22 protein-coding genes and 1 pseudogene are annotated in these 17,055 nt (G+C 41.1%); 11 read left to right on the top strand and 12 right to left on the bottom strand.

Translation table 11 applies throughout. From position 1 onward, the window contains the following. Positions 1–26 precede the first annotated feature (26 nt). Together ACE1CA_RS19515 and ACE1CA_RS19510 are read left to right on the top strand one after the other, a co-directional pair. Complete coding sequence (locus tag ACE1CA_RS19515) at positions 27–971, top strand: GDP-L-fucose synthase family protein (protein ID WP_413278141.1); 945 nt, start codon at positions 27–29, stop codon at positions 969–971. Positions 972–1,167: 196 nt separating this feature from the next. Then, entirely contained in the window at positions 1,168–1,419 is a 252-nt protein-coding gene (locus ACE1CA_RS19510; RefSeq protein WP_413278140.1) for a hypothetical protein, read from the top strand. Here ACE1CA_RS19510 and ACE1CA_RS19505 read toward each other — a convergent pair. Then, complete coding sequence (locus ACE1CA_RS19505; RefSeq protein WP_413278139.1) at positions 1,409–1,831, bottom strand: QcrA and Rieske domain-containing protein; 423 nt, start codon at positions 1,829–1,831, stop codon at positions 1,409–1,411. The two genes, ACE1CA_RS19510 and ACE1CA_RS19505, sit on opposite strands and share 11 nt — an antisense overlap. Positions 1,832–2,064: 233 nt before the next feature. Further along, positions 2,065–3,354: a Glu/Leu/Phe/Val family dehydrogenase gene (locus ACE1CA_RS19500; RefSeq protein ID WP_413278138.1), complete on the bottom strand. Its 1,290-nt coding sequence runs from the start codon at positions 3,352–3,354 to the stop codon at positions 2,065–2,067. Positions 3,355–3,822: 468 nt separating this feature from the next. On the opposite strand from ACE1CA_RS19500, the gene ACE1CA_RS19495 reads away from it, so the two are divergent. After that, the gene (locus tag ACE1CA_RS19495; protein WP_413278137.1) at positions 3,823–4,641 is read left to right on the top strand and encodes a fumarylacetoacetate hydrolase family protein; all 819 of its coding nucleotides are present in this window, start codon (positions 3,823–3,825) and stop codon (positions 4,639–4,641) included. On the opposite strand, the gene ACE1CA_RS19490 is transcribed toward ACE1CA_RS19495, so the two are convergent. Beyond that, positions 4,638–5,135, bottom strand: a complete 498-nt coding sequence (locus tag ACE1CA_RS19490; protein WP_413278136.1) for a Tic20 family protein — start codon at positions 5,133–5,135, stop codon at positions 4,638–4,640. The genes ACE1CA_RS19495 and ACE1CA_RS19490 overlap by 4 nt on opposite strands. A gap of 165 nt (positions 5,136–5,300) precedes the next feature. After that, entirely contained in the window at positions 5,301–5,498 is a 198-nt protein-coding gene (locus ACE1CA_RS19485; protein ID WP_413278135.1) for a hypothetical protein, read from the bottom strand. A 437-nt stretch (positions 5,499–5,935) separates the two neighbouring features. Here ACE1CA_RS19485 and glyA point away from each other — a divergent pair, with 437 nt between their 5' ends. From glyA to ACE1CA_RS19450, 7 genes are all read left to right on the top strand, one after another. After that, positions 5,936–7,219, top strand: a complete 1,284-nt coding sequence (gene glyA, locus ACE1CA_RS19480; RefSeq protein ID WP_413278134.1) for a serine hydroxymethyltransferase — start codon at positions 5,936–5,938, stop codon at positions 7,217–7,219. Between the two features lie 112 nt (positions 7,220–7,331). Then, positions 7,332–8,408 carry a glycosyltransferase family 4 protein gene (locus tag ACE1CA_RS19475; RefSeq protein ID WP_413278133.1) on the top strand — a complete coding sequence of 359 codons (1,077 nt, stop codon included), beginning with the start codon at positions 7,332–7,334 and terminating at the stop codon, positions 8,406–8,408. Positions 8,409–8,420: 12 nt separating this feature from the next. Continuing rightward, on the top strand, positions 8,421–9,674 hold the full coding sequence (locus ACE1CA_RS19470) for a competence/damage-inducible protein A (protein ID WP_413278132.1): 1,254 nt from the start codon (positions 8,421–8,423) through the stop codon (positions 9,672–9,674). Positions 9,675–9,894: 220 nt separating this feature from the next. Then, positions 9,895–10,032: a hypothetical protein gene (locus ACE1CA_RS19465; protein WP_413278131.1), complete on the top strand. Its 138-nt coding sequence runs from the start codon at positions 9,895–9,897 to the stop codon at positions 10,030–10,032. A gap of 29 nt (positions 10,033–10,061) precedes the next feature. Beyond that, a complete protein-coding gene (aroQ, locus tag ACE1CA_RS19460; RefSeq protein ID WP_413278130.1) occupies positions 10,062–10,511 on the top strand; it encodes a type II 3-dehydroquinate dehydratase in 450 nt (149 codons plus the stop codon). A gap of 110 nt (positions 10,512–10,621) precedes the next feature. Next, entirely contained in the window at positions 10,622–11,632 is a 1,011-nt protein-coding gene (locus ACE1CA_RS19455; protein WP_486517452.1) for an ADP-ribosylglycohydrolase family protein, read from the top strand. Between the two features lie 140 nt (positions 11,633–11,772). Then, complete coding sequence (locus ACE1CA_RS19450; protein ID WP_459563615.1) at positions 11,773–12,261, top strand: acyl-CoA thioesterase; 489 nt, start codon at positions 11,773–11,775, stop codon at positions 12,259–12,261. A gap of 52 nt (positions 12,262–12,313) precedes the next feature. Here ACE1CA_RS19450 and ACE1CA_RS19445 read toward each other — a convergent pair whose 3' ends face one another. From ACE1CA_RS19445 to tumA, 6 genes are all read right to left on the bottom strand, one after another. Beyond that, entirely contained in the window at positions 12,314–12,529 is a 216-nt protein-coding gene (locus ACE1CA_RS19445) for a hypothetical protein (protein WP_413278128.1), read from the bottom strand. Positions 12,530–12,587: 58 nt separating this feature from the next. Beyond that, entirely contained in the window at positions 12,588–13,394 is an 807-nt protein-coding gene (locus ACE1CA_RS19440; RefSeq protein ID WP_413278127.1) for a hypothetical protein, read from the bottom strand. Positions 13,395–13,503: 109 nt separating this feature from the next. Then, positions 13,504–13,839 (bottom strand): type II toxin-antitoxin system PemK/MazF family toxin, encoded by a 336-nt coding sequence (locus ACE1CA_RS19435; protein ID WP_413278126.1) that lies wholly within the window; start codon positions 13,837–13,839, stop codon positions 13,504–13,506. After that, positions 13,826–14,248 (bottom strand): ribbon-helix-helix domain-containing protein, encoded by a 423-nt coding sequence (locus ACE1CA_RS19430; RefSeq protein ID WP_413278125.1) that lies wholly within the window; start codon positions 14,246–14,248, stop codon positions 13,826–13,828. The genes ACE1CA_RS19435 and ACE1CA_RS19430 overlap by 14 nt, the downstream gene beginning before the upstream one ends. Positions 14,249–14,336: 88 nt before the next feature. After that, on the bottom strand, positions 14,337–14,720 hold the full coding sequence (tumE, locus tag ACE1CA_RS19425; RefSeq protein WP_413278124.1) for a toxin TumE: 384 nt from the start codon (positions 14,718–14,720) through the stop codon (positions 14,337–14,339). Beyond that, positions 14,710–14,940 (bottom strand): antitoxin TumA, encoded by a 231-nt coding sequence (gene tumA, locus ACE1CA_RS19420; protein ID WP_413278123.1) that lies wholly within the window; start codon positions 14,938–14,940, stop codon positions 14,710–14,712. The genes tumE and tumA overlap by 11 nt, the downstream gene beginning before the upstream one ends. Before the next feature lie 59 nt (positions 14,941–14,999). Here tumA and ACE1CA_RS19415 point away from each other — a divergent pair, with 59 nt between their 5' ends. Continuing rightward, positions 15,000–15,200 carry a hypothetical protein gene (locus ACE1CA_RS19415; protein ID WP_413278122.1) on the top strand — a complete coding sequence of 67 codons (201 nt, stop codon included), beginning with the start codon at positions 15,000–15,002 and terminating at the stop codon, positions 15,198–15,200. Between the two features lie 65 nt (positions 15,201–15,265). Here ACE1CA_RS19415 and ACE1CA_RS19410 read toward each other — a convergent pair whose 3' ends face one another. Further along, positions 15,266–15,760: a tetratricopeptide repeat protein gene (locus tag ACE1CA_RS19410; RefSeq protein ID WP_459563616.1), complete on the bottom strand. Its 495-nt coding sequence runs from the start codon at positions 15,758–15,760 to the stop codon at positions 15,266–15,268. Positions 15,761–15,763: 3 nt separating this feature from the next. After that, positions 15,764–16,951 (bottom strand): annotated as a pseudogene (gene dxr / locus ACE1CA_RS19405) (1-deoxy-D-xylulose-5-phosphate reductoisomerase); the annotation flags it as partial. Positions 16,952–17,055: the final 104 nt, after the last annotated feature.

Here is a 17,055-nt window from a genome sequence, read left to right as displayed (position 1 = left end):
TAGCCCCGACAGCAGAGGTCAACATTATGACAGAATTGGATTTGAAAGATAAACGGATTTTGGTCACTGGCGGGGCAGGCTTTTTAGGCCGCCAAGTGGTGCAAAAATTAACTGAAGCTGGTGCAGATCCGCAAAAGATTACAGTGCCAAGATCTCGTGATTACGATTTGCGATCGCTCGAAGCTTGTCAAAGAGCAGTCGATCAACAAGATATCGTCGTTCACTTAGCAGCGCACGTTGGCGGCATCGGTTTAAATCTGATTAAACCAGCCGAATTGTTTTATGACAACTTAATGATGGGCGCACAATTAATTCACGCCGCCTATCAAGCTGGAGTCCAAAAATTTGTCTGTGTTGGCACAATTTGTGCTTACCCTAAATTCACCCCCGTACCATTCAAAGAAGACGACATTTGGAATGGTTATCCTGAAGAAACTAATGCACCTTATGGCATTGCCAAAAAAGCTTTATTAGTGCAACTTCAGTCTTATCGGCAACAGTATCGATTTAACGGTATTTACTTATTACCTGTAAATTTGTACGGCCCTGAAGACAATTTCGATCCGGTAAGTTCTCACGTAATTCCAGCTTTAGTTCGCAAAGTTTACGAAGCCCAACAACGGGGAGATAAACAATTACCTGTTTGGGGTGATGGTAGTCCTAGCCGAGAATTTCTCTATTCTGAAGATGCGGCACAAGGTATTGTTATGGGAACCCAATTCTATAACGAATCTGACCCCGTAAACTTGGGAACTGGTTATGAAATTACCATTCGTGATTTAGTAGAATTAATCTGCGAATTGATGGGTTTTGAAGGCGAAATTGTCTGGCAAACCGATAAACCAAACGGTCAACCACGCCGCTGTTTAGATGTGGAACGGGCAAAGAAATCTTTTGGTTTTGAAGCGCAAACAGATTTCCGCGAAGGGTTGAAAAAGACGATCGATTGGTATCGTCAACACGCTGAATAATTAGAGATCGATTTGGGATGAGCGATCGCATTTTTTCTCAGAGTGCGATCGCTCTTTTGTACGCTCTTGCGCTTCAGCCAACAATCAAAATTTGGCAACGAGAATGAGATGCTAAAATTAGCAGCAGATGATGTTCCAGATTTAGTAAATAGACAATCAGTTTAAAAAGGCAAAACTAACCCAGAAAAATAGAAATATGAAAGCCTACGAATTTCCAGCCAAAGTCACAGATGAAGGTAAACTCGAATTACCCGACACTATTTTAAAAAACCTTACCCCTAATCAACAAGTGAGGATAATTATCTTAGTCAATGAACTTGTTGATACAGAGGAAGATGACGAAGAAAAAGAAGCGGCAGATTGGGCGCGTTTGGGAACAGCACAATTATTCGCTGGTTACAGTGACGAAGATGTGAAAAGTATAATTAAAAGGAATTTCATTGACTAACCCATATTTGATCGCCTTCAATCTTAGCTTTGAAAGTTTGAAGGGCTACACTTGCTGGACCTTGTAATACTTTTCCATCAGCAGCGAAACGACAACCATGACAAGGACAAACAAAAGCTCTTTGTTGAATCTTCCATTCCACGCCACAACTCCTATAGGTGCAGACAGGATTAACTGCTAAAAGACTCAGTGGTTTGTTTGGATCGGGAATAACTAAAACTTTATAAGCACCTAGCACAGCTAAAAGTTGACCTTGTTGATTCAGTTGATTAACTTTACCCACTGGTCTAAAATTACCAGAAGCAGCCTTAGCTAGAGACTCTGTATTTACGAGTAAGGCGGCAATAGAAACGGGTAAGGAACTTGCTAATAAGCCCACTCCGACCCAATTGAAAAAAGTGCGTCGATCCATATTTTACTCTAAAACTTGAATGTACAAACAGTTGAATTATTAAGCCTTAAGTATCTATGATTTGTGTTTTATGCGATCGCCGATTAATTCCAAGTATTCAACGCAGTTTCTACAATATTGGCAATTTTATTGAATGTCAAGTCAAGTAAAGGAAACGATCGCACCTTCTACACAAAAAAGTGCGATCGCAAAAGCTCATTCACCTGAATTTAAAACTCAAAAAACCAAGAATTTTAAGGATACAAACCCCTATCTGCCAAAGCTTGAGCCACACGACCTACACCCAAAGTATAAGCCGCAACTCGCAGCGGAACTTGCCGCATTTTCGACTCTTGAATAACTCGATGGTAAGCATGAACCATCAAATTTTCCATTTCCTTATTCACCCTTTCTTCATCCCAAAAAACGTAAGAAAGTCCTTGCACCCATTCCAAATAACTAACTACCACACCACCAGCATTAGCTAAAATATCTGGAAGCACAGTTACACCACGATTTTCTAAAACTCTATCTGCCACTAAAGTTACTGGGCCATTAGCAGCTTCCACCACAATTTCCGCTTGCACTTCATGGACATTATTTTCATTAATTTGATTTTCCAAAGCTGCCGGAATTAACACATCACAAGGTAACGCCAATAATTCACCATTAGTAACAGTTTTTGTCCCTGGAAAACCAACTACACTGCGATGATTTTGCAGCGAATAAGCTTTTAATGCTGGAATGTCCAAACCTTCGCGATCGAAAACTCCCCCAGTAGCATCGGAAACAGCAATTACTTTCGCACCCGCTTCATGCAGCAACAGCGCCGCCGCACCACCAACATTACCAAAACCCTGAATCACTACCTTTGCACCCGCCAAGCTTCTTCCCCGTTCCGCCATTGCTTCCCGAACAATAATCATTACACCCCGTCCGGTTGCCATTTCCCGACCCCTAGAACCACCAATGGAAATAGGTTTACCAGTGACTACCCCAGGTACAGCATGACCGACATTCATTGAGTAGGTGTCCATCATCCACGCCATCTCCCGCGCAGATGTACCAACATCAGGTGCCGGAATGTCAATAGCAGGGCCAATATCTTTAATTAACTCGCTAGTATAACGCCGAGTAATTCGCTCCAATTCTCCCACGCTGTAACGTGCAGGGTCAAGCGCAATACCACCTTTAGCGCCACCGTAAGGAATACCAACTAAAGCGCACTTCCAAGTCATCAGCATTGCTAAAGCTGAGATTTCCCGCAATGTGACATTTGGATGGTAACGAGTGCCGCCTTTATATGGCCCCAAAACATCACAATGCTGCACCCGATGTCCTGCTAACACTTCCACTCGACCATTATCTAACTTTATAGGAATGGAAACAGTGACTACTTTGCGTGGGTGACTTAACACTTCCAGTAAACCTTGATCCAAATGTAGCTCTTTCGCCGCTTGTTCTAAGTAACTGCAAGCTTGGTCAAAGGGACAGATATGAGCAGGAGATGGAGTTTCTAAAGGCCGTAATGATGAGATAACCATAAGTATTTATTCCTAATTATGTGTCGAAGCGAACCATGTATCTATCCGTAGACTAGCAAAGGATTTTGGAAAAAAAGATAAAACTGTAGTTTTTGTTACAAAATTTTAGAGTGATTGATGGTAGTTAACATGGGGGAGAAAATTCCTTGAAGAAAAGTTGTTGATTTTGGCTCTTAGCTTGGAAAATGAGACGTAGCAGTGTCAAAATCTAAACTACTGGCTGATGATGGTACTGAGCCAAGCTAAGGGTATTGTTTTCTCAATCTTGAAGAAAGCGCATTGCCCTGCTTAGTTCAAATCCACTTCAGATTGTTGTAAAAAAATAGTCAATGATTCTGTGTTTAGGTGTTACCCTGCACAACAGCAAAAGCAAAAGGCAAAGAGAATCAGAAAGCTGTTGCTTGAGGATTTCGATTTTTGCCTAATAGCTTTTGAAATTTGACTTTCTGAGGATATCTATCATCATTTATGGCCAAACGGTACGTCCGTGTTCAAACTTCCAAAGGAAAGATTCACTACGGCTTATTGCAACTAAACCGCAGTGTGATTGTTCTAGATGCACCACCTTGGTTACAAGGTCAACCAACGGAGACTGAGTTAGATCCTGACAGTTATCAGCTTTTGGCTCCTTGTGCGCCTTCAAAGGTGGTAGCTGTGGGAAAAAATTATGTGAAACACGCAGCTGAAATGGAGTCAGAAGTTCCGAAAGAACCGCTGATTTTTCTGAAGCCTTCAACTGCGGTGATTCCAACAGAGGCGGAGATTTGGTATCCGCCACAAACGGAAAGGGTGGATTATGAAGGGGAGTTAGCTTTAATTATTGGCGATCGCACCATAGATTGCACCCCCCAACAAGCACAGGCAAAAATCTGGGGTTACACAATAGCTAATGATGTGACAGCAAGGGATTTACAAAAGCGAGACAATCAATGGACAAGAGCCAAAGGATTTGATACCTTCTGTCCTTTAGGCCCTTGGATTGTGCGAGAATTGACTCCTGGCGCAAGGTTGCAAACTTTTTTGAATGATAATCCACAGCCCGTACAATCGACTTCTGTGGATGAAATGGTTTTTAGTCCCGATCGATTGGTATCTTACATTTCCCAAGTTATGACTTTATTACCTGGGGATGTAGTTTTAACTGGTACGCCAGCGGGAGTTGGGCCGTTACAAGTGGGCGATCGTATCCGTGTGGAAATTGAAGGAATTGGTTACTTAATTAACACTGTAATCCAAAGACCTTTAATCAGTTTCATCAGTGTTTCTGAAAGCAACAAAAATGACTAACGGACTTGCATATAAACAGCTTCAGAAATGGTTGGAATCTCAGCATAACGTCCCATTAAAGTTTGGACTACTGAATAGAAAAAGGCTGCCACAACTCCTAAAAAGATTGTAGTCATGAGAGTTTGCATTACAAAGGAACTATTACCTAGAACAGGAGCTAAAATGTACCCAAGAATTAAACTGCACAGAGATAGGACAATTCCAATCAGAATTGCCTGCATTGTGTTAAACCGAATAAAATGAGGTACTCTTTCGTTCCTCACCACCAAAAAATACAGTAGTAAAAACAGAATTAGCGAACCAAAACCAAAGAAAGCACCAGAAATAAGACCGTAAATAATTAATACTGGTTGAAGTGGTACCAGTACAATTCGTAAACTGGGAAACTGTTGAAAAAAAGCTACACCAAATATTAGTCCATCCATTAATGGTAAAAGATAGGGTAAGCTTGCAAAAATGCGATCGGCAACCGTAGTAGTTCCGCGCCAAGTCATCTGTCAGTTCTCCTGCGCTAAAGGTGAGTATAAGTTCAGGATAGCGCAGTAACCCACATCAACGCTGAGATTACCTGCGAGGAAGGTAGAGGTAAAGTGGTGTTCTTCCCTAACCCCCAACCCCTAACCCCCAACCCCTAACCCCCAACCCCTAACCCCCAACCCCTATTGAATATTTGCCACCCGAAACCCCATTTGACAGTCATACTGATCGGGTTGATGTTCGGAAAGTTTACGAACTGCTTGACCGCAACAAAGGCGATCGCCTCTCCAGCGAGGTTGACCGCTGCGATCGGCTAGTAAACAGCTTTGACAGACTGTTTGCGGGGCAATAACTTGGTCTTCCATCAAAATAACTATCATTTGGCAACTCCAGCGATCCCCATCTGCACTAAATTTATTTTATGTCAAGCTTTTTGCCGGAATGTGTGGAAACATACAGAGCTTAACAACTTGCAGCATAAGTTTAACTATTAAGTTGGTAGTGGGTAGTGGGTAGTTGGTAGTTGGTAGTGGGATTTCTACCTATTTATGGCGATTGAAATACGTGCTACGCACACGCTACGCGAACGCGGCTACACAAAACTTAGTCCGCTTGACAAGGACTAAAGGATAACGGGGGTATTTAAGCCGGATTTGGTATTAGATGCGTGAGAGCTTTCCCATTACCAACTACCAACTACCCATTACCAACTACCCATTACCAAAGAATTTCCTAAAGCTGCCTTAGTCCTAATCAAACGGCGTTATGATCGAGTACGCATTGAATTTATAATGGAAAATTTTCTGGGAATTGCTTCGTGACACAATCTAACTTAGAATTTTTAGCTCAATCCGATCCCTTGGTTGCAGAATTAATTCAAAAAGAACTTCAGCGTCAACGCGATCACTTAGAATTAATTGCCAGTGAAAACTTTACCTCAGCAGCAGTTTTAGCGGCGCAAGGTTCAGTTTTAACTAACAAATACGCAGAAGGTTTACCTGGAAAGCGTTACTACGGTGGCTGCGAATATATCGATAAGATTGAGCAAATTGCGATCGATCGCGCCAAACAACTCTTTGATGCGGCTCATGCTAACGTACAACCCCACTCTGGCGCTCAAGCAAATTTTGCCGTGTTCCTGTCTTTACTGCAACCAGGTGACACAATTATGGGGATGGACTTGTCTCACGGGGGACACCTGACTCATGGTTCGCCAGTCAACGTCTCAGGCAAATGGTTTAAAGTTGTTCACTATGGCGTGAGTCAGGAAACACAGCAGTTAGACTACGACCAAGTTCTCGACTTAGCAAAACAACATCGTCCGAAATTAATCATCTGCGGTTATTCTGCCTATTCGCGCATTATTAAATTTGACAAATTCCGGGAAATTGCAGATGCAGTAGGAGCTTATTTATTAGCTGATATTGCTCACATTGCTGGATTAGTCGCTACAGGACATCATCCTAACCCAATTCCTTACTGCGATGTTGTCACCACCACAACTCACAAAACCTTGCGGGGACCAAGGGGTGGTTTAATTTTGACTCGTGACCCAGAGTTGGGTAAACAGTTGGATAAAGGCGTATTTCCCGGCAATCAAGGTGGACCGTTAGAGCACGTCATTGCGGCGAAAGCAGTTGCTTTTGGGGAAGCTTTACAACCAGAATTTAAAACATATTCGGGTCAGGTAATTGAAAATGCCCGATCGATGGCTAATCAATTAATCGATCGAGGCTTTAAGATTGTTTCTGGTGGGACAGATAACCATGTCATGTTATTGGATTTACGCTCGATCGGCATGACTGGCAAACGTGCAGATCAATTAGTCAGCGGTGTAAATATTACCGCTAATAAAAATACAGTTCCGTTTGATACTGAATCACCTTTTGTTACTAGTGGTTTAAGGCTGGGTTCACCTGCAATGACGACAAGAGGAATGGGAACCGCTGAATTTACAGAAATTGCCGATATAATTGCCGATCGATTGCTAAATCCAGAAGATGAAGCAATCGCTCAGGATTGTCGCTTGCGGGTAGCATCGTTATGCGATCGCTTCCCCTTGTACCCTCACCTCTCGATTCCAGTACCAGCAATGGTTTAAGCACAGAAAACTTTTTTAATTCTGTCTTAGGGTATAATCCCTGGAACCGTGAAGCTCTGAAATGTAGTAGACTCTGCCTGACCCTTGTTTGTCGAACTCCTACTGATTTCAGATGCCTTACTTGTACCATCTGATTGCCTTTCTAGTCTCCGCTTTAGTCGTCCTCTCGACTACGCCAATTGTCCGAAAATTTGGCTTACAAAGCGGACTATTTGACATACCAGATAAACGTAAAGTTCATCAACACCCGATGGTGCGCTTAGGTGGCGTTTCCATCTTTCTTGGCAGCTTAACTGCGCTTCTAGTCGTTTGGTGGTCTGGAGGCTTTGTAGACGCAAAAGGCGCAATCCTACCTCCGAGTGAAGAATACGAAATTTGGGGAGTCACTCTTGGGGGTCTAGCTTTCTTCCTGATCGGTTTGGCAGATGACTTATTTGGTTTATCTGCTTTTACCCGACTCCTAGTGGAAGTAATTGTAGCTAGTTTAGCTTGGAAAGCTGGCGTTCAAATCGCTTTCCTCTCTATGCCCCTGATCGGTTTAGTGAATTTACCTCCCTGGATTAGTTTAATCATCACTGTGATTTGGTTGGTGGGCATGGTAAATGCCACCAATTGGATCGATGGGTTAGATGGATTAGCGGCTGGCGTTTCGGCAATTGCAGCAGTGGTAATGTTGATTGTCTGCTTATTTATGGGACAACCAGCCGCAGCCTTAATTGCCGCTGCCCTCGCAGGTGGATTAATTGGGTTTTTGCGCTATAACTTTAACCCAGCCCAAATTTTTATGGGTGATGGGGGCGCTTATTTTATTGGCTTTACTCTGGCTGGTGTGGGGGTAGTTGGCTTAGTAAAGACTACGGCTGTAACTTCTGTAGTGTTGCCTTATTTAATTTTGGCGGTGCCAATTTTGGATATGTCAGCGGTAATTGTCGATCGCTTACGTCGCGGAAAGTCTCCGTTTAAAGCCGACAAACGCCACCTACACCATCGGTTAATCGGCACAGGTTTATCTCACCGAATGACGGTGGTATTTATCTATTCTCTAACTATTTGGGCAGGTAGTCTGGCGCTGGCTTTTGCGGGGATACCTTATGGACGAATTTATGCTTTAGGTGCTACTTTGCTGCTAGGCTATTTTATCTGGAAAGTTTGGCAACAAATCACCAAAATGAAGAAGGAAGGCAACTAACTAGGGTTAAGCATGGCTGCGGAAATTATTTGTGTGGGAACTGAGTTATTACTGGGAGATATCTTAAATACCAATGCCCAGTATTTAGCGCAGCAATTGGCTGATTTGGGAATTCCTCATTACTATCAAACGGTGGTAGGAGACAATCCAGAACGGTTAAAACAAGTAATAGCTATTGCTAGTGAACGATCGCAAATCCTCATCTTCACTGGTGGCTTAGGCCCAACTCCTGACGATCTAACTACAGAAACGATCGCAGACTTTTTCGACAGTCCTCTAGAAGAAAAACCCGAAATTATCGCTGATATCACCCAAAAATACGACCGTCGGGGTCGAGAAATGACTCCCAGCAATCGCAAGCAAGCCTTGATTCCCCAAGGTGCAAATATTCTACCTAATCGTTTGGGCACCGCACCCGGAATGATTTGGCAACCCCGCCCCAATCTAACTATTTTCACCTTCCCAGGCGTACCCTTGGAAATGCGCCAAATGTGGCAAGAAACTGCCGTCCCTTTTCTCAAAAGTCAAGGTTGGGGAAAGGAAATTATTTACAGTCGTCATTTAAGATTTTGGGGAATTGCCGAATCTGCTTTGGCAGAAAAGGTTTATCATTTACTCAACCTGCCTAACCCGACCGTTGCTCCTTATGCTAGTAAGGGAGAGGTCAAGCTGCGAGTTTCGGCAAAAGCGGCATCTGCTCAAGAAGCCGATCGCTTAATTCAACCAGTAGAGGCGGAAATTTGCCAAATTGCTGGGTTAAACTATTTCGGCGCGGATGACGATTCTTTGGCTTCGGTAGTAGGCGAATTACTCCAAAAAAAAGGCGAAACTCTTTCTGTGGCTGAATCCTGCACTGGTGGAGGTTTGGGAAGTATGCTAACCTCTGTCTCTGGCAGTTCTGCTTATTTTATGGGCGGCATAATTTCCTACGATAACCAAGTGAAAATTTCCCTGTTGGATGTCAGTCCAGAGGATCTGGCGCAAGTGGGGGCGGTGAGCGATACTGTAGCTAGACAAATGGCCCAAGGTGTCCGATCGCGCCTGAACACTACTTGGGGAATCAGTATCACAGGCATCGCTGGGCCAGGTGGGGGAACCGAAACAAAACCCGTCGGTCTAGTTTATATTGGGTTAGCAGGGCCAAATGGTTTCGTGCAGAGCTTTGAACATCGCTTTAATTCCCTGCAAGACCGTGCTTTAGTTCGTCACATTAGCGCTTGTACTGCGATCGACCACCTGCGTCGGCAACTTTTGTCCACAAATTGAGAAATTATTAATAAACCTTAATCTATTTGAAATTCTTGGTTATCATGAAAGAAACAGCTTAAAACAGAATTTACCTAATTTTTTTACAGGTAAAGAGTATTTAGTATAGCTGTATACTAAAAACAATCTGATTTTGAGCAAATAAATGCAGAGTTAACATAGCGTCTTCCCTGGCATTAAGCAAGGCATAAATTATAGTATCGAAGGAGTCATCAGTTCAATGGACTTTATAGAGCAACTACTGGAAACAGTGAAAGAATGGGCGCGTAAGATCATGGATTTGGTTTTAGGGCCAGAAGCAGAACCAGAACCAGAACCGATTCCCATTCCAGTAGAAGAACCATATCGTCGTCGCTAATCCTTTATAGAAGTCAAAAGTCTAGACATTTGCAAGAGCTTAGCATATTGATACTACACGGCCCCAACCTAAATCTCCTGGGAAAACGCGAACCAGGAGTTTATGGGACTGTAACTTTAGATGAAATTAACCAGCTGTTGGAACGGGAAGCGGAAGCATTGCAGGTAAAAATTTCGCCTTTTCAGTCTAATCATGAAGGGGCGTTGGTTGATGCGATTCATGCTGCAATGGGACAGCATCAAGGATTGTTGATTAATGCTGGGGCTTATACTCATACTAGTGTGGCGATTCGGGATGCGATCGCAGCCGTAGCAATTCCCACCGTAGAAGTACACTTAAGTAATATTTACAAACGGGAAGAATTTCGCCATCATTCTTATATTGCGCCAGTATCAATTGGACAGATTAGTGGTTTTGGGGCGCAAAGTTATTGGTTAGGATTAATTGCCTTAGTGAATCATTTAAAAAAGCCAGTCTAAATGAATGGTGAAAACTGCTTCTTTTCTGGTAAAAGATAGGTATTTACCAGAGTTAGATGAGTTAGGATAAGTGCAGTGTCTTCTGGCGAGTTGCTAGTTAAATAAGATTGATGCGGTACTCTCTGTTAAGTAGGTTTCGAGGTGCTTTTTTGGGCACCGTATTTGGAGAAATTTTGGGTGCTTATGGCGATTCCTGGCAACTAGGCACAATACAACAAAGTCAGCAACCTTCTAGTACAGGACGTTTGGTTGTGCGGGGTACAGAAGGTTTGATTCGGAGTGGCAGGTTGGATTTAGCTGATTGGTGTGAATCTCCAGAATCAACTAATCAGAAAGTGTCAGAAAAACGCCAGGAAAATTTGACAAAAGAGACTAATTTTCTGGGTGTTGCTACTCCTACTTATCCGGGAATTAAAAGAACTGCTGGTGATATTAGGGCGATTATTTCGACAGTACCAGTGGCACTATTTTTTCATGAAGATGAAGTGAAGTTAAGGCAAAATTTACAACAGGTAGCGGATGTTTGGCAAGATGATTCGGTGTTGAAAGATGGTACTTTAGCGATCGGATATGCGATCGCTCAATCTTTGAAAGAAAAGCTTAATCCCGACACCTTAATTACGGAAACTATTAATTATTTAGATGTGGAAACTTCCCTAGTTCAGCAACTTAGACAAGTAGAAGTTTTATTAACTCAAGGTGCTGGATTAGAAACTACTTTAAAAACTTTAATTCCTCGCAGTGTGACTGCGCCAATTCATACTCCTGTAGCGTTAGCTTTCTATTGTTTTTTAAGTACAATTGAAGACTTACAAATTTCGGTAATGCGTGCGGCGAGATGTCCACAAGCACAGGTGACAAGTGCGATCGTAGGTGCATTATCTGGCGCATTCAACAGTATAGCAGGTGTGCCTGTGGCATGGCGTTTAGCATTAGGAAAACAACCCGTAGATAACTCGCCTTTAACTAAACTTTGGGGACTAAATTCGGAAGCTGAATTATTAAGATTGGCGGCGCGTCTTTTAGCAGCTTGGTCAGGGGTTTATAATGCAGATAAGTTCTTGATCGATCCCACACAAGTTCCCGCTATTGCTGCACCGAAAGTAATCAAACCACGATAATTTAAAGCTTTGTACTTTTAGTAGAAAACTCTGGTGCAAGGGGACTGGGGACTGGGGATTGGGGACTGGGCAGTATTGCTTAATATATCAAGTATTTTATATTTAGATTGTTTAGTGTTTTTTCAAGGAAAAGAGTTACTGTGTCAGAAGAAAGAAATCCGCAACTTCCTCCTACTACTGCTATCCAAAACTTGCTTCAGATGACACCTGGCGCTTGGTTTGAATATCCGGTAAAAGTGCAACCACATCATACTGATTATAGCGGGGTTGTTTGGCATGGTTCTTATGTTGCTTGGTTGGAAGAAGCTAGGGTAGAATGTTTGCGATCGATCGGCGTTGATTTTGCTGATTTAGTTGCATTAGGTTGCGATTTACCAGTTGTCGAACTTTCGATTCGTTATCATCGACCATTAAGATTAGGAATGACGGCAGTTGTCAAAGCAAAAATGACAGAAATCGACGGTGTAAGGTTGAATTGGGATAACCAAATTCAATCTTTAAATGGCGACGAATTGTATGTTACAGCTAGGGTAACTTTGGTAGCAATTGACAGAGAAAAAGGTAAAATTATGCGTCAATTACCTCCCGTTGTACAAAGTGCTTTTGCGAAGTTGACTGGAAAAGTTTAAATAAAGGTACGTTGTTGCGCTTTAGCGCTAAAGCGCAACAACGTACCTCCATTTATTTAGTTGGTTGCTGCCAAATTAGTTGGGGAAGTTCGATGATTTTTTGCCAAAGTTGACTAGGGCCGATGCCAAAAATTAGTTGTAATATTAAAACAAGTAGGGCAATAGTAAGGGCTGTTTGAACAGTTGCTTTGACAACTTTAATTAACCAAGTAAATACTAAGAATGTAACGATTAAGGCAGCAATTAATAGAATTACAGTTGTGGACATTTTGATTTTTCAAATACTTAGTATGAAGGTATGAATGCGAAATTTGAAATGTTCAGAATTAGACTAAATCTAATTTTAGTATATCAGTATTTTGGCTTAGGTTTTCTGCAATTTCAATCGCTTTTCTCTGTAGCTTTAAGAAGTTAAAAACTTTTGAATAATAGTAATTATCTAATTCTTGAAATTTATTCATGCTAACCTTAGTCTCTCTAGATATAAGAATTATTTTTTCCTTTAATTCTATTTTTTTTAACAGTTGAGAAAAGGAAATCTGTTTTTCACTTAACTTGTTTAACTCTTCAAGATTGTTCTGAAGAATTTTTATTTTTGTATGTGTTCGATCATCAAGTAAAATGTTCACTATTTTCATAAACTTTTGAATAGGTTTATGTGGAAGAAATATAGATTTGATTTGATCTTTTACTATATCTATTACATCTTTACCCAACATATTTACAACTTTCGGATCATTGAGTATTTCATTAAATGTTACAAATTCTTTTGCATCTAAAGCAGCAAACTGTTTAAGAGTTAAAACAGTATTACTGATATCTTTTAAAAAGTATTGACTACTCGCTAAACCTAAATATACAAATATTAGCCTCTCCCCTTTTTCAAGATATTTTGCTTTATTGAAATGAATAATTGAATTCTGTAAATAAAAACCTTGTAGTTCTTCACAGGAGTTTTCTGCTTGTTTAAGTAAATCTATTGCAGCATTCAGTTCACTATTTATTAATTTATTAATTTTTCCTGTTAGTGATTCATTAAGTTTTAAAAATTCTTTAATTTTAGAGGATATATTCATAGCATTATTAACATTTTTAGCTACTCCAAATATCAGTTCAATAGTTATAAAATCCATAATTATCTCCTTGATTGAATTTATCTACACTCATAATGCAGAACTAAAACTTCATCCTCTTTTAAGATAGCCAAGCAACAGTGGAACGTAAAGTACCTAAAACTATCAACTAATTCACCAGATAATCACTCAGAGTTTTCAGTAAGCGTTGATGTCGTTCTGATGAAATAGCTCCAATAGAACCGATAATTTGATTACGAGGCACTACAGCAAGAAAACCTAATCGAATTAAGGATTGAACTCGTAAGCCACTGTCAGTAAAATCTGGGTCAGAAGGGGAAATAATATCGTCAAAACCTGTAACCTGTTGATGTAGCTGGGTGCTAACACCACAGACTAAAAAATCTCCATAAGGCGGTAGTTCGCGCAGAAGAATGACTGGACGATTCTTGATTGTTCCGTCAGCTTGAGGAATTGGGGTGAGAACGACATCAGCTTCCTGCATAGTCGGGATTTGCTATTTTAATTGCGTCGAGTGGGTAATCGTCGTCCTCAGTGTAGGCATTGTTTAGTTGATTCCTTGACAAGCATAACCAGGCTTCCTGTTCTGCTGTTTGTTCGGGTAGGATTGTGACATCTGTGGCTTTTTTCACTTTATATCTAAGTTTGGCTAATACATCTTCTGCATTTAGCACTTCACCACGTTGCGCCTGTTCTCTTGCTATGTCAATTTTTTTCCGAGTTTCTTCAACCCAAGCTAAATAGTTTGGATTGTTGTTGGCATCAGATTGAGTAAGATCGTCAATTAATAACAGTAAGGCTGTGTTAATTGCTTCTTCAAGGGATGAATATTGCCCTTGTTTTACCAAAGCTTCAAGGATTTGGGTTTGCTCTAGGCTTAATGTAATTTGCATTTTACCTCTGATTGCTTCTGCTTAAAGTTTTTCCAAATTAGCGATCGCTCTTTCCCCATTTTACTCTGAATAAAAGCGATCGCCACTCTTACCCCATAACCTCAGTTACCTCTTGCAAAACTTGAGTGATTTCAGGTTTACTGGAAGCGATTACGTCATTTGGTAAATGCTTGTGATGGGGAAAATTGGGTAGATTTGGGAAATGAGGTGTGCTGTCATAGCGAAAAATCAGGCGATTATATTCATCCTGAAAGTGGTAGCGATAATCGAGGAATTCTAATTGGTTGTCTATAACTACAATCGCCTCATTTATTTCTAGTAGGTGTGTCTGATTGAAGCGCAATCTAATTCTCAGATTAGCCCGTGTTGGCATCAAAATTTCTTCTTCATACCGTTCGACATAAACATTGCTGCACTGTTGAATTGCTTGCTCGACTCGATCGAGATAATCAGATAAAATATTATGCAGCATAATTGAGTCTTTGCGTTAGTTCCTGATGCAAAGCTAGGTAATGACGGTAATCATTTGCCCATTCTATAAATAAAGCATCATCTGACAATAATCCCTGATTATATAGATTAAAGAATTCTTCTGAGTTCATTTTTTGCTGATTCTCGTACAAGCTTAGTCGTTTGGCAACAGCAACTAAGGCATCTAATGGTGATGTATATTGAATAGTTTGTTTACGCATTGGCTTTTTTCAATTTATCTCTAAACTAGAGAAGAAGTAAAAACCGAGTGGAATTTGCCATGACTAACCAACCCCATATTCCTGATACTGAAACAGCTAAAAGATTATTAGCTAATTTGCGCCGCAGTCGGTTAGCAATGGAAGCAGCTACCCTAGAATTAGAAAACATCACGATGCAGTTGGAAAATGATAACAGACAAAAGCGTTTAGTACGCTTGAAACAGGCGATTAAGGATGTTGAATCTGGGTCAATTTTTTGACAGTATTTTAGATATAGCGATCGCTCTTTCCCCATTTTAGTCTGGATAAAAGCGATCGCTAATTTTCAAACTTTTTCGTACTTGAGCGTGTTCAATTCATGCAGTACTCTTTTGTAACTAGCTATATCCCCTTGTTCCATAAATAGTTTTACTGACTTTTCTAAATCCTCAATACCTCCTTTTATATCCAGCATAACTGCTCGTAATAAACCTCGGTTATTGTAAGCTTTAGCATTTTCAGGATTGAGCCTAATGGCCTCACTATAATCTTTTAGAGCACCATCTTTGTCTTCAAGTTTGCGGCGGATAAAGCCTCGATTATAGTAAGCTTTGTCATTATTGGGATTAATACTAATTGCTTTGTTGTAATCATCTAAAGCTCCCTGAATGTCCCCCAAGTTGTAGCGACTTACGCCTCTACTTACATAAGATTTGTCATTATTTGGATTAATACGAAGTGCTTCATTAAATTCTTGTACTGCTCCTTCATAATCTTGAAGCTCTCCTTTTTCTTTTCCTTTTTGATGGAAATACTCACATTGATCATCATTTGAAGCTATCTGTGCAACAATTGGCTGATTTTGACTGATTAACTTACTAGCTGCCAAAACTTCTTGTCTTGCCCATCGATCTGCTGCTAAAATGTCATCTAATGAGGGGTTTTGTTGATGATCGGTCCGATGACGATCGCAAACCCACTCAATACACTTGGGAATATCTAAAAACCCAATCTTTTCATCCAAAAATAACGCCACAGCCTGTTCATTTGCCGCATTTAAAACCGCAGGCATCGAACCACCTGCACGACCTACCGCATACGCTAACTGCATACAAGGATATTTTTTATGGTCTGGTTCGCGGAAAGTTAAACTGCCAGCTTTTACCAAATCTAATCTTTCCCAATCAGTATAAATTCTCTCAGGCCAAGACATCGCATAAAGCAAAGGTAAACGCATATCAGGCCAACCTAATTGTGCTAAAACCGAAGTATCTTGTAACTCAATTAATGAGTGAATAATACTTTGGGGATGGATGACAATTTCGATATCATCGTAACCCAAACCGAACAAATAATGCGCTTCAATTACTTCTAAACCTTTGTTCATTAAGGTAGCAGAATCAATAGTGATTTTGCGACCCATTGACCAATTAGGATGTTTTAAAGCATCGGAAACTTTGGCTTCTGCTAATTTCTCTACAGGCCAATCTCGAAACGCACCACCGGAAGCTGTTAATATAATTTTCTTTAAACCGCCTTGAGGAACTCCTTGCAAACATTGGAAAATTGCCGAATGTTCTGAGTCTGCTGGCAAAAGTTTTACGCCATGTTTTTCCACCAAAGGATTTACTACAGGGCCGCCAGCAATTAAAGTTTCTTTATTAGCTAAAGCGATGTCTTTGCCTGCTTCAATGGCAGCAATTGTGGGTAACAAGCCAGCACAGCCGACAATTCCTGTAACTACTGCTTCTGCGTCGCCGTAACGTGCAACTTCAATGATTCCGGCATCCCCAGCTAATAAAATCGGTTGGGGGTCGAGGTCAGCGATCGCTGCTTTCAATTCTGGAAGTTTGTCTTCATCGCAAATTGCTACTATTTCCGGTCGAAATTGGCGAACTTGCTGCGCCAACATTTCCACATTCCGTCCAGCGGCTAACCCGACAAGGCGAAATTTGTCCGGGTGCTGGGAGACGATATCGAGTGTTTGAGTACCGATCGAACCTGTAGAACCAAGAAGTGTAATCGCTTTCACAATCTTTTAATAAACCGCAACTTCACTCCACTATAAAGGTTATTGGGGATCAGTTGAATTCAAAAACAAAACTCGTCTGTTGTGGCGACTTCAGTCGGATGGTG

The organism is Floridaenema evergladense BLCC-F167 (genome assembly GCF_041929205.2).
Classification (GTDB): Bacteria; Cyanobacteriota; Cyanobacteriia; order Cyanobacteriales; family Aerosakkonemataceae; genus Floridanema; species Floridanema evergladense.
The sequence above is the reverse complement of the archived record's forward strand: the minus strand, read 5'-3'. Positions and strand labels throughout refer to the sequence as shown.

Excerpts from the sequence above, each read along its gene's own strand:
- ACE1CA_RS19445 (WP_413278128.1), bottom strand. The coding sequence starts at position 12,529 with ATGTCCACAACTGTAATTCTATTAATTGCTGCCTTAATCGTTACATTC.
- ACE1CA_RS19490 (WP_413278136.1), bottom strand. The coding sequence starts at position 5,135 with ATGACTTGGCGCGGAACTACTACGGTTGCCGATCGCATTTTTGCAAGC.
- ACE1CA_RS19415 (WP_413278122.1), top strand. The coding sequence starts at position 15,000 with ATGACTAACCAACCCCATATTCCTGATACTGAAACAGCTAAAAGATTA.
- ACE1CA_RS19495 (WP_413278137.1), top strand. The coding sequence starts at position 3,823 with ATGGCCAAACGGTACGTCCGTGTTCAAACTTCCAAAGGAAAGATTCAC.
- ACE1CA_RS19515 (WP_413278141.1), top strand. The coding sequence starts at position 27 with ATGACAGAATTGGATTTGAAAGATAAACGGATTTTGGTCACTGGCGGG.
- ACE1CA_RS19500 (WP_413278138.1), bottom strand. The coding sequence starts at position 3,354 with ATGGTTATCTCATCATTACGGCCTTTAGAAACTCCATCTCCTGCTCAT.
- ACE1CA_RS19440 (WP_413278127.1), bottom strand. The coding sequence starts at position 13,394 with ATGGATTTTATAACTATTGAACTGATATTTGGAGTAGCTAAAAATGTT.
- ACE1CA_RS19430 (WP_413278125.1), bottom strand. The coding sequence starts at position 14,248 with ATGCAAATTACATTAAGCCTAGAGCAAACCCAAATCCTTGAAGCTTTG.
- ACE1CA_RS19470 (WP_413278132.1), top strand. The coding sequence starts at position 8,421 with ATGGCTGCGGAAATTATTTGTGTGGGAACTGAGTTATTACTGGGAGAT.
- tumA (WP_413278123.1), bottom strand. The coding sequence starts at position 14,940 with ATGCGTAAACAAACTATTCAATATACATCACCATTAGATGCCTTAGTT.
- ACE1CA_RS19505 (WP_413278139.1), bottom strand. The coding sequence starts at position 1,831 with ATGGATCGACGCACTTTTTTCAATTGGGTCGGAGTGGGCTTATTAGCA.
- ACE1CA_RS19510 (WP_413278140.1), top strand. The coding sequence starts at position 1,168 with ATGAAAGCCTACGAATTTCCAGCCAAAGTCACAGATGAAGGTAAACTC.
- ACE1CA_RS19435 (WP_413278126.1), bottom strand. The coding sequence starts at position 13,839 with ATGCAGGAAGCTGATGTCGTTCTCACCCCAATTCCTCAAGCTGACGGA.
- ACE1CA_RS19485 (WP_413278135.1), bottom strand. The coding sequence starts at position 5,498 with ATGATAGTTATTTTGATGGAAGACCAAGTTATTGCCCCGCAAACAGTC.
- ACE1CA_RS19455 (WP_486517452.1), top strand. The coding sequence starts at position 10,622 with ATGCGGTACTCTCTGTTAAGTAGGTTTCGAGGTGCTTTTTTGGGCACC.
- ACE1CA_RS19465 (WP_413278131.1), top strand. The coding sequence starts at position 9,895 with ATGGACTTTATAGAGCAACTACTGGAAACAGTGAAAGAATGGGCGCGT.
- tumE (WP_413278124.1), bottom strand. The coding sequence starts at position 14,720 with ATGCTGCATAATATTTTATCTGATTATCTCGATCGAGTCGAGCAAGCA.
- ACE1CA_RS19475 (WP_413278133.1), top strand. The coding sequence starts at position 7,332 with ATGCCTTACTTGTACCATCTGATTGCCTTTCTAGTCTCCGCTTTAGTC.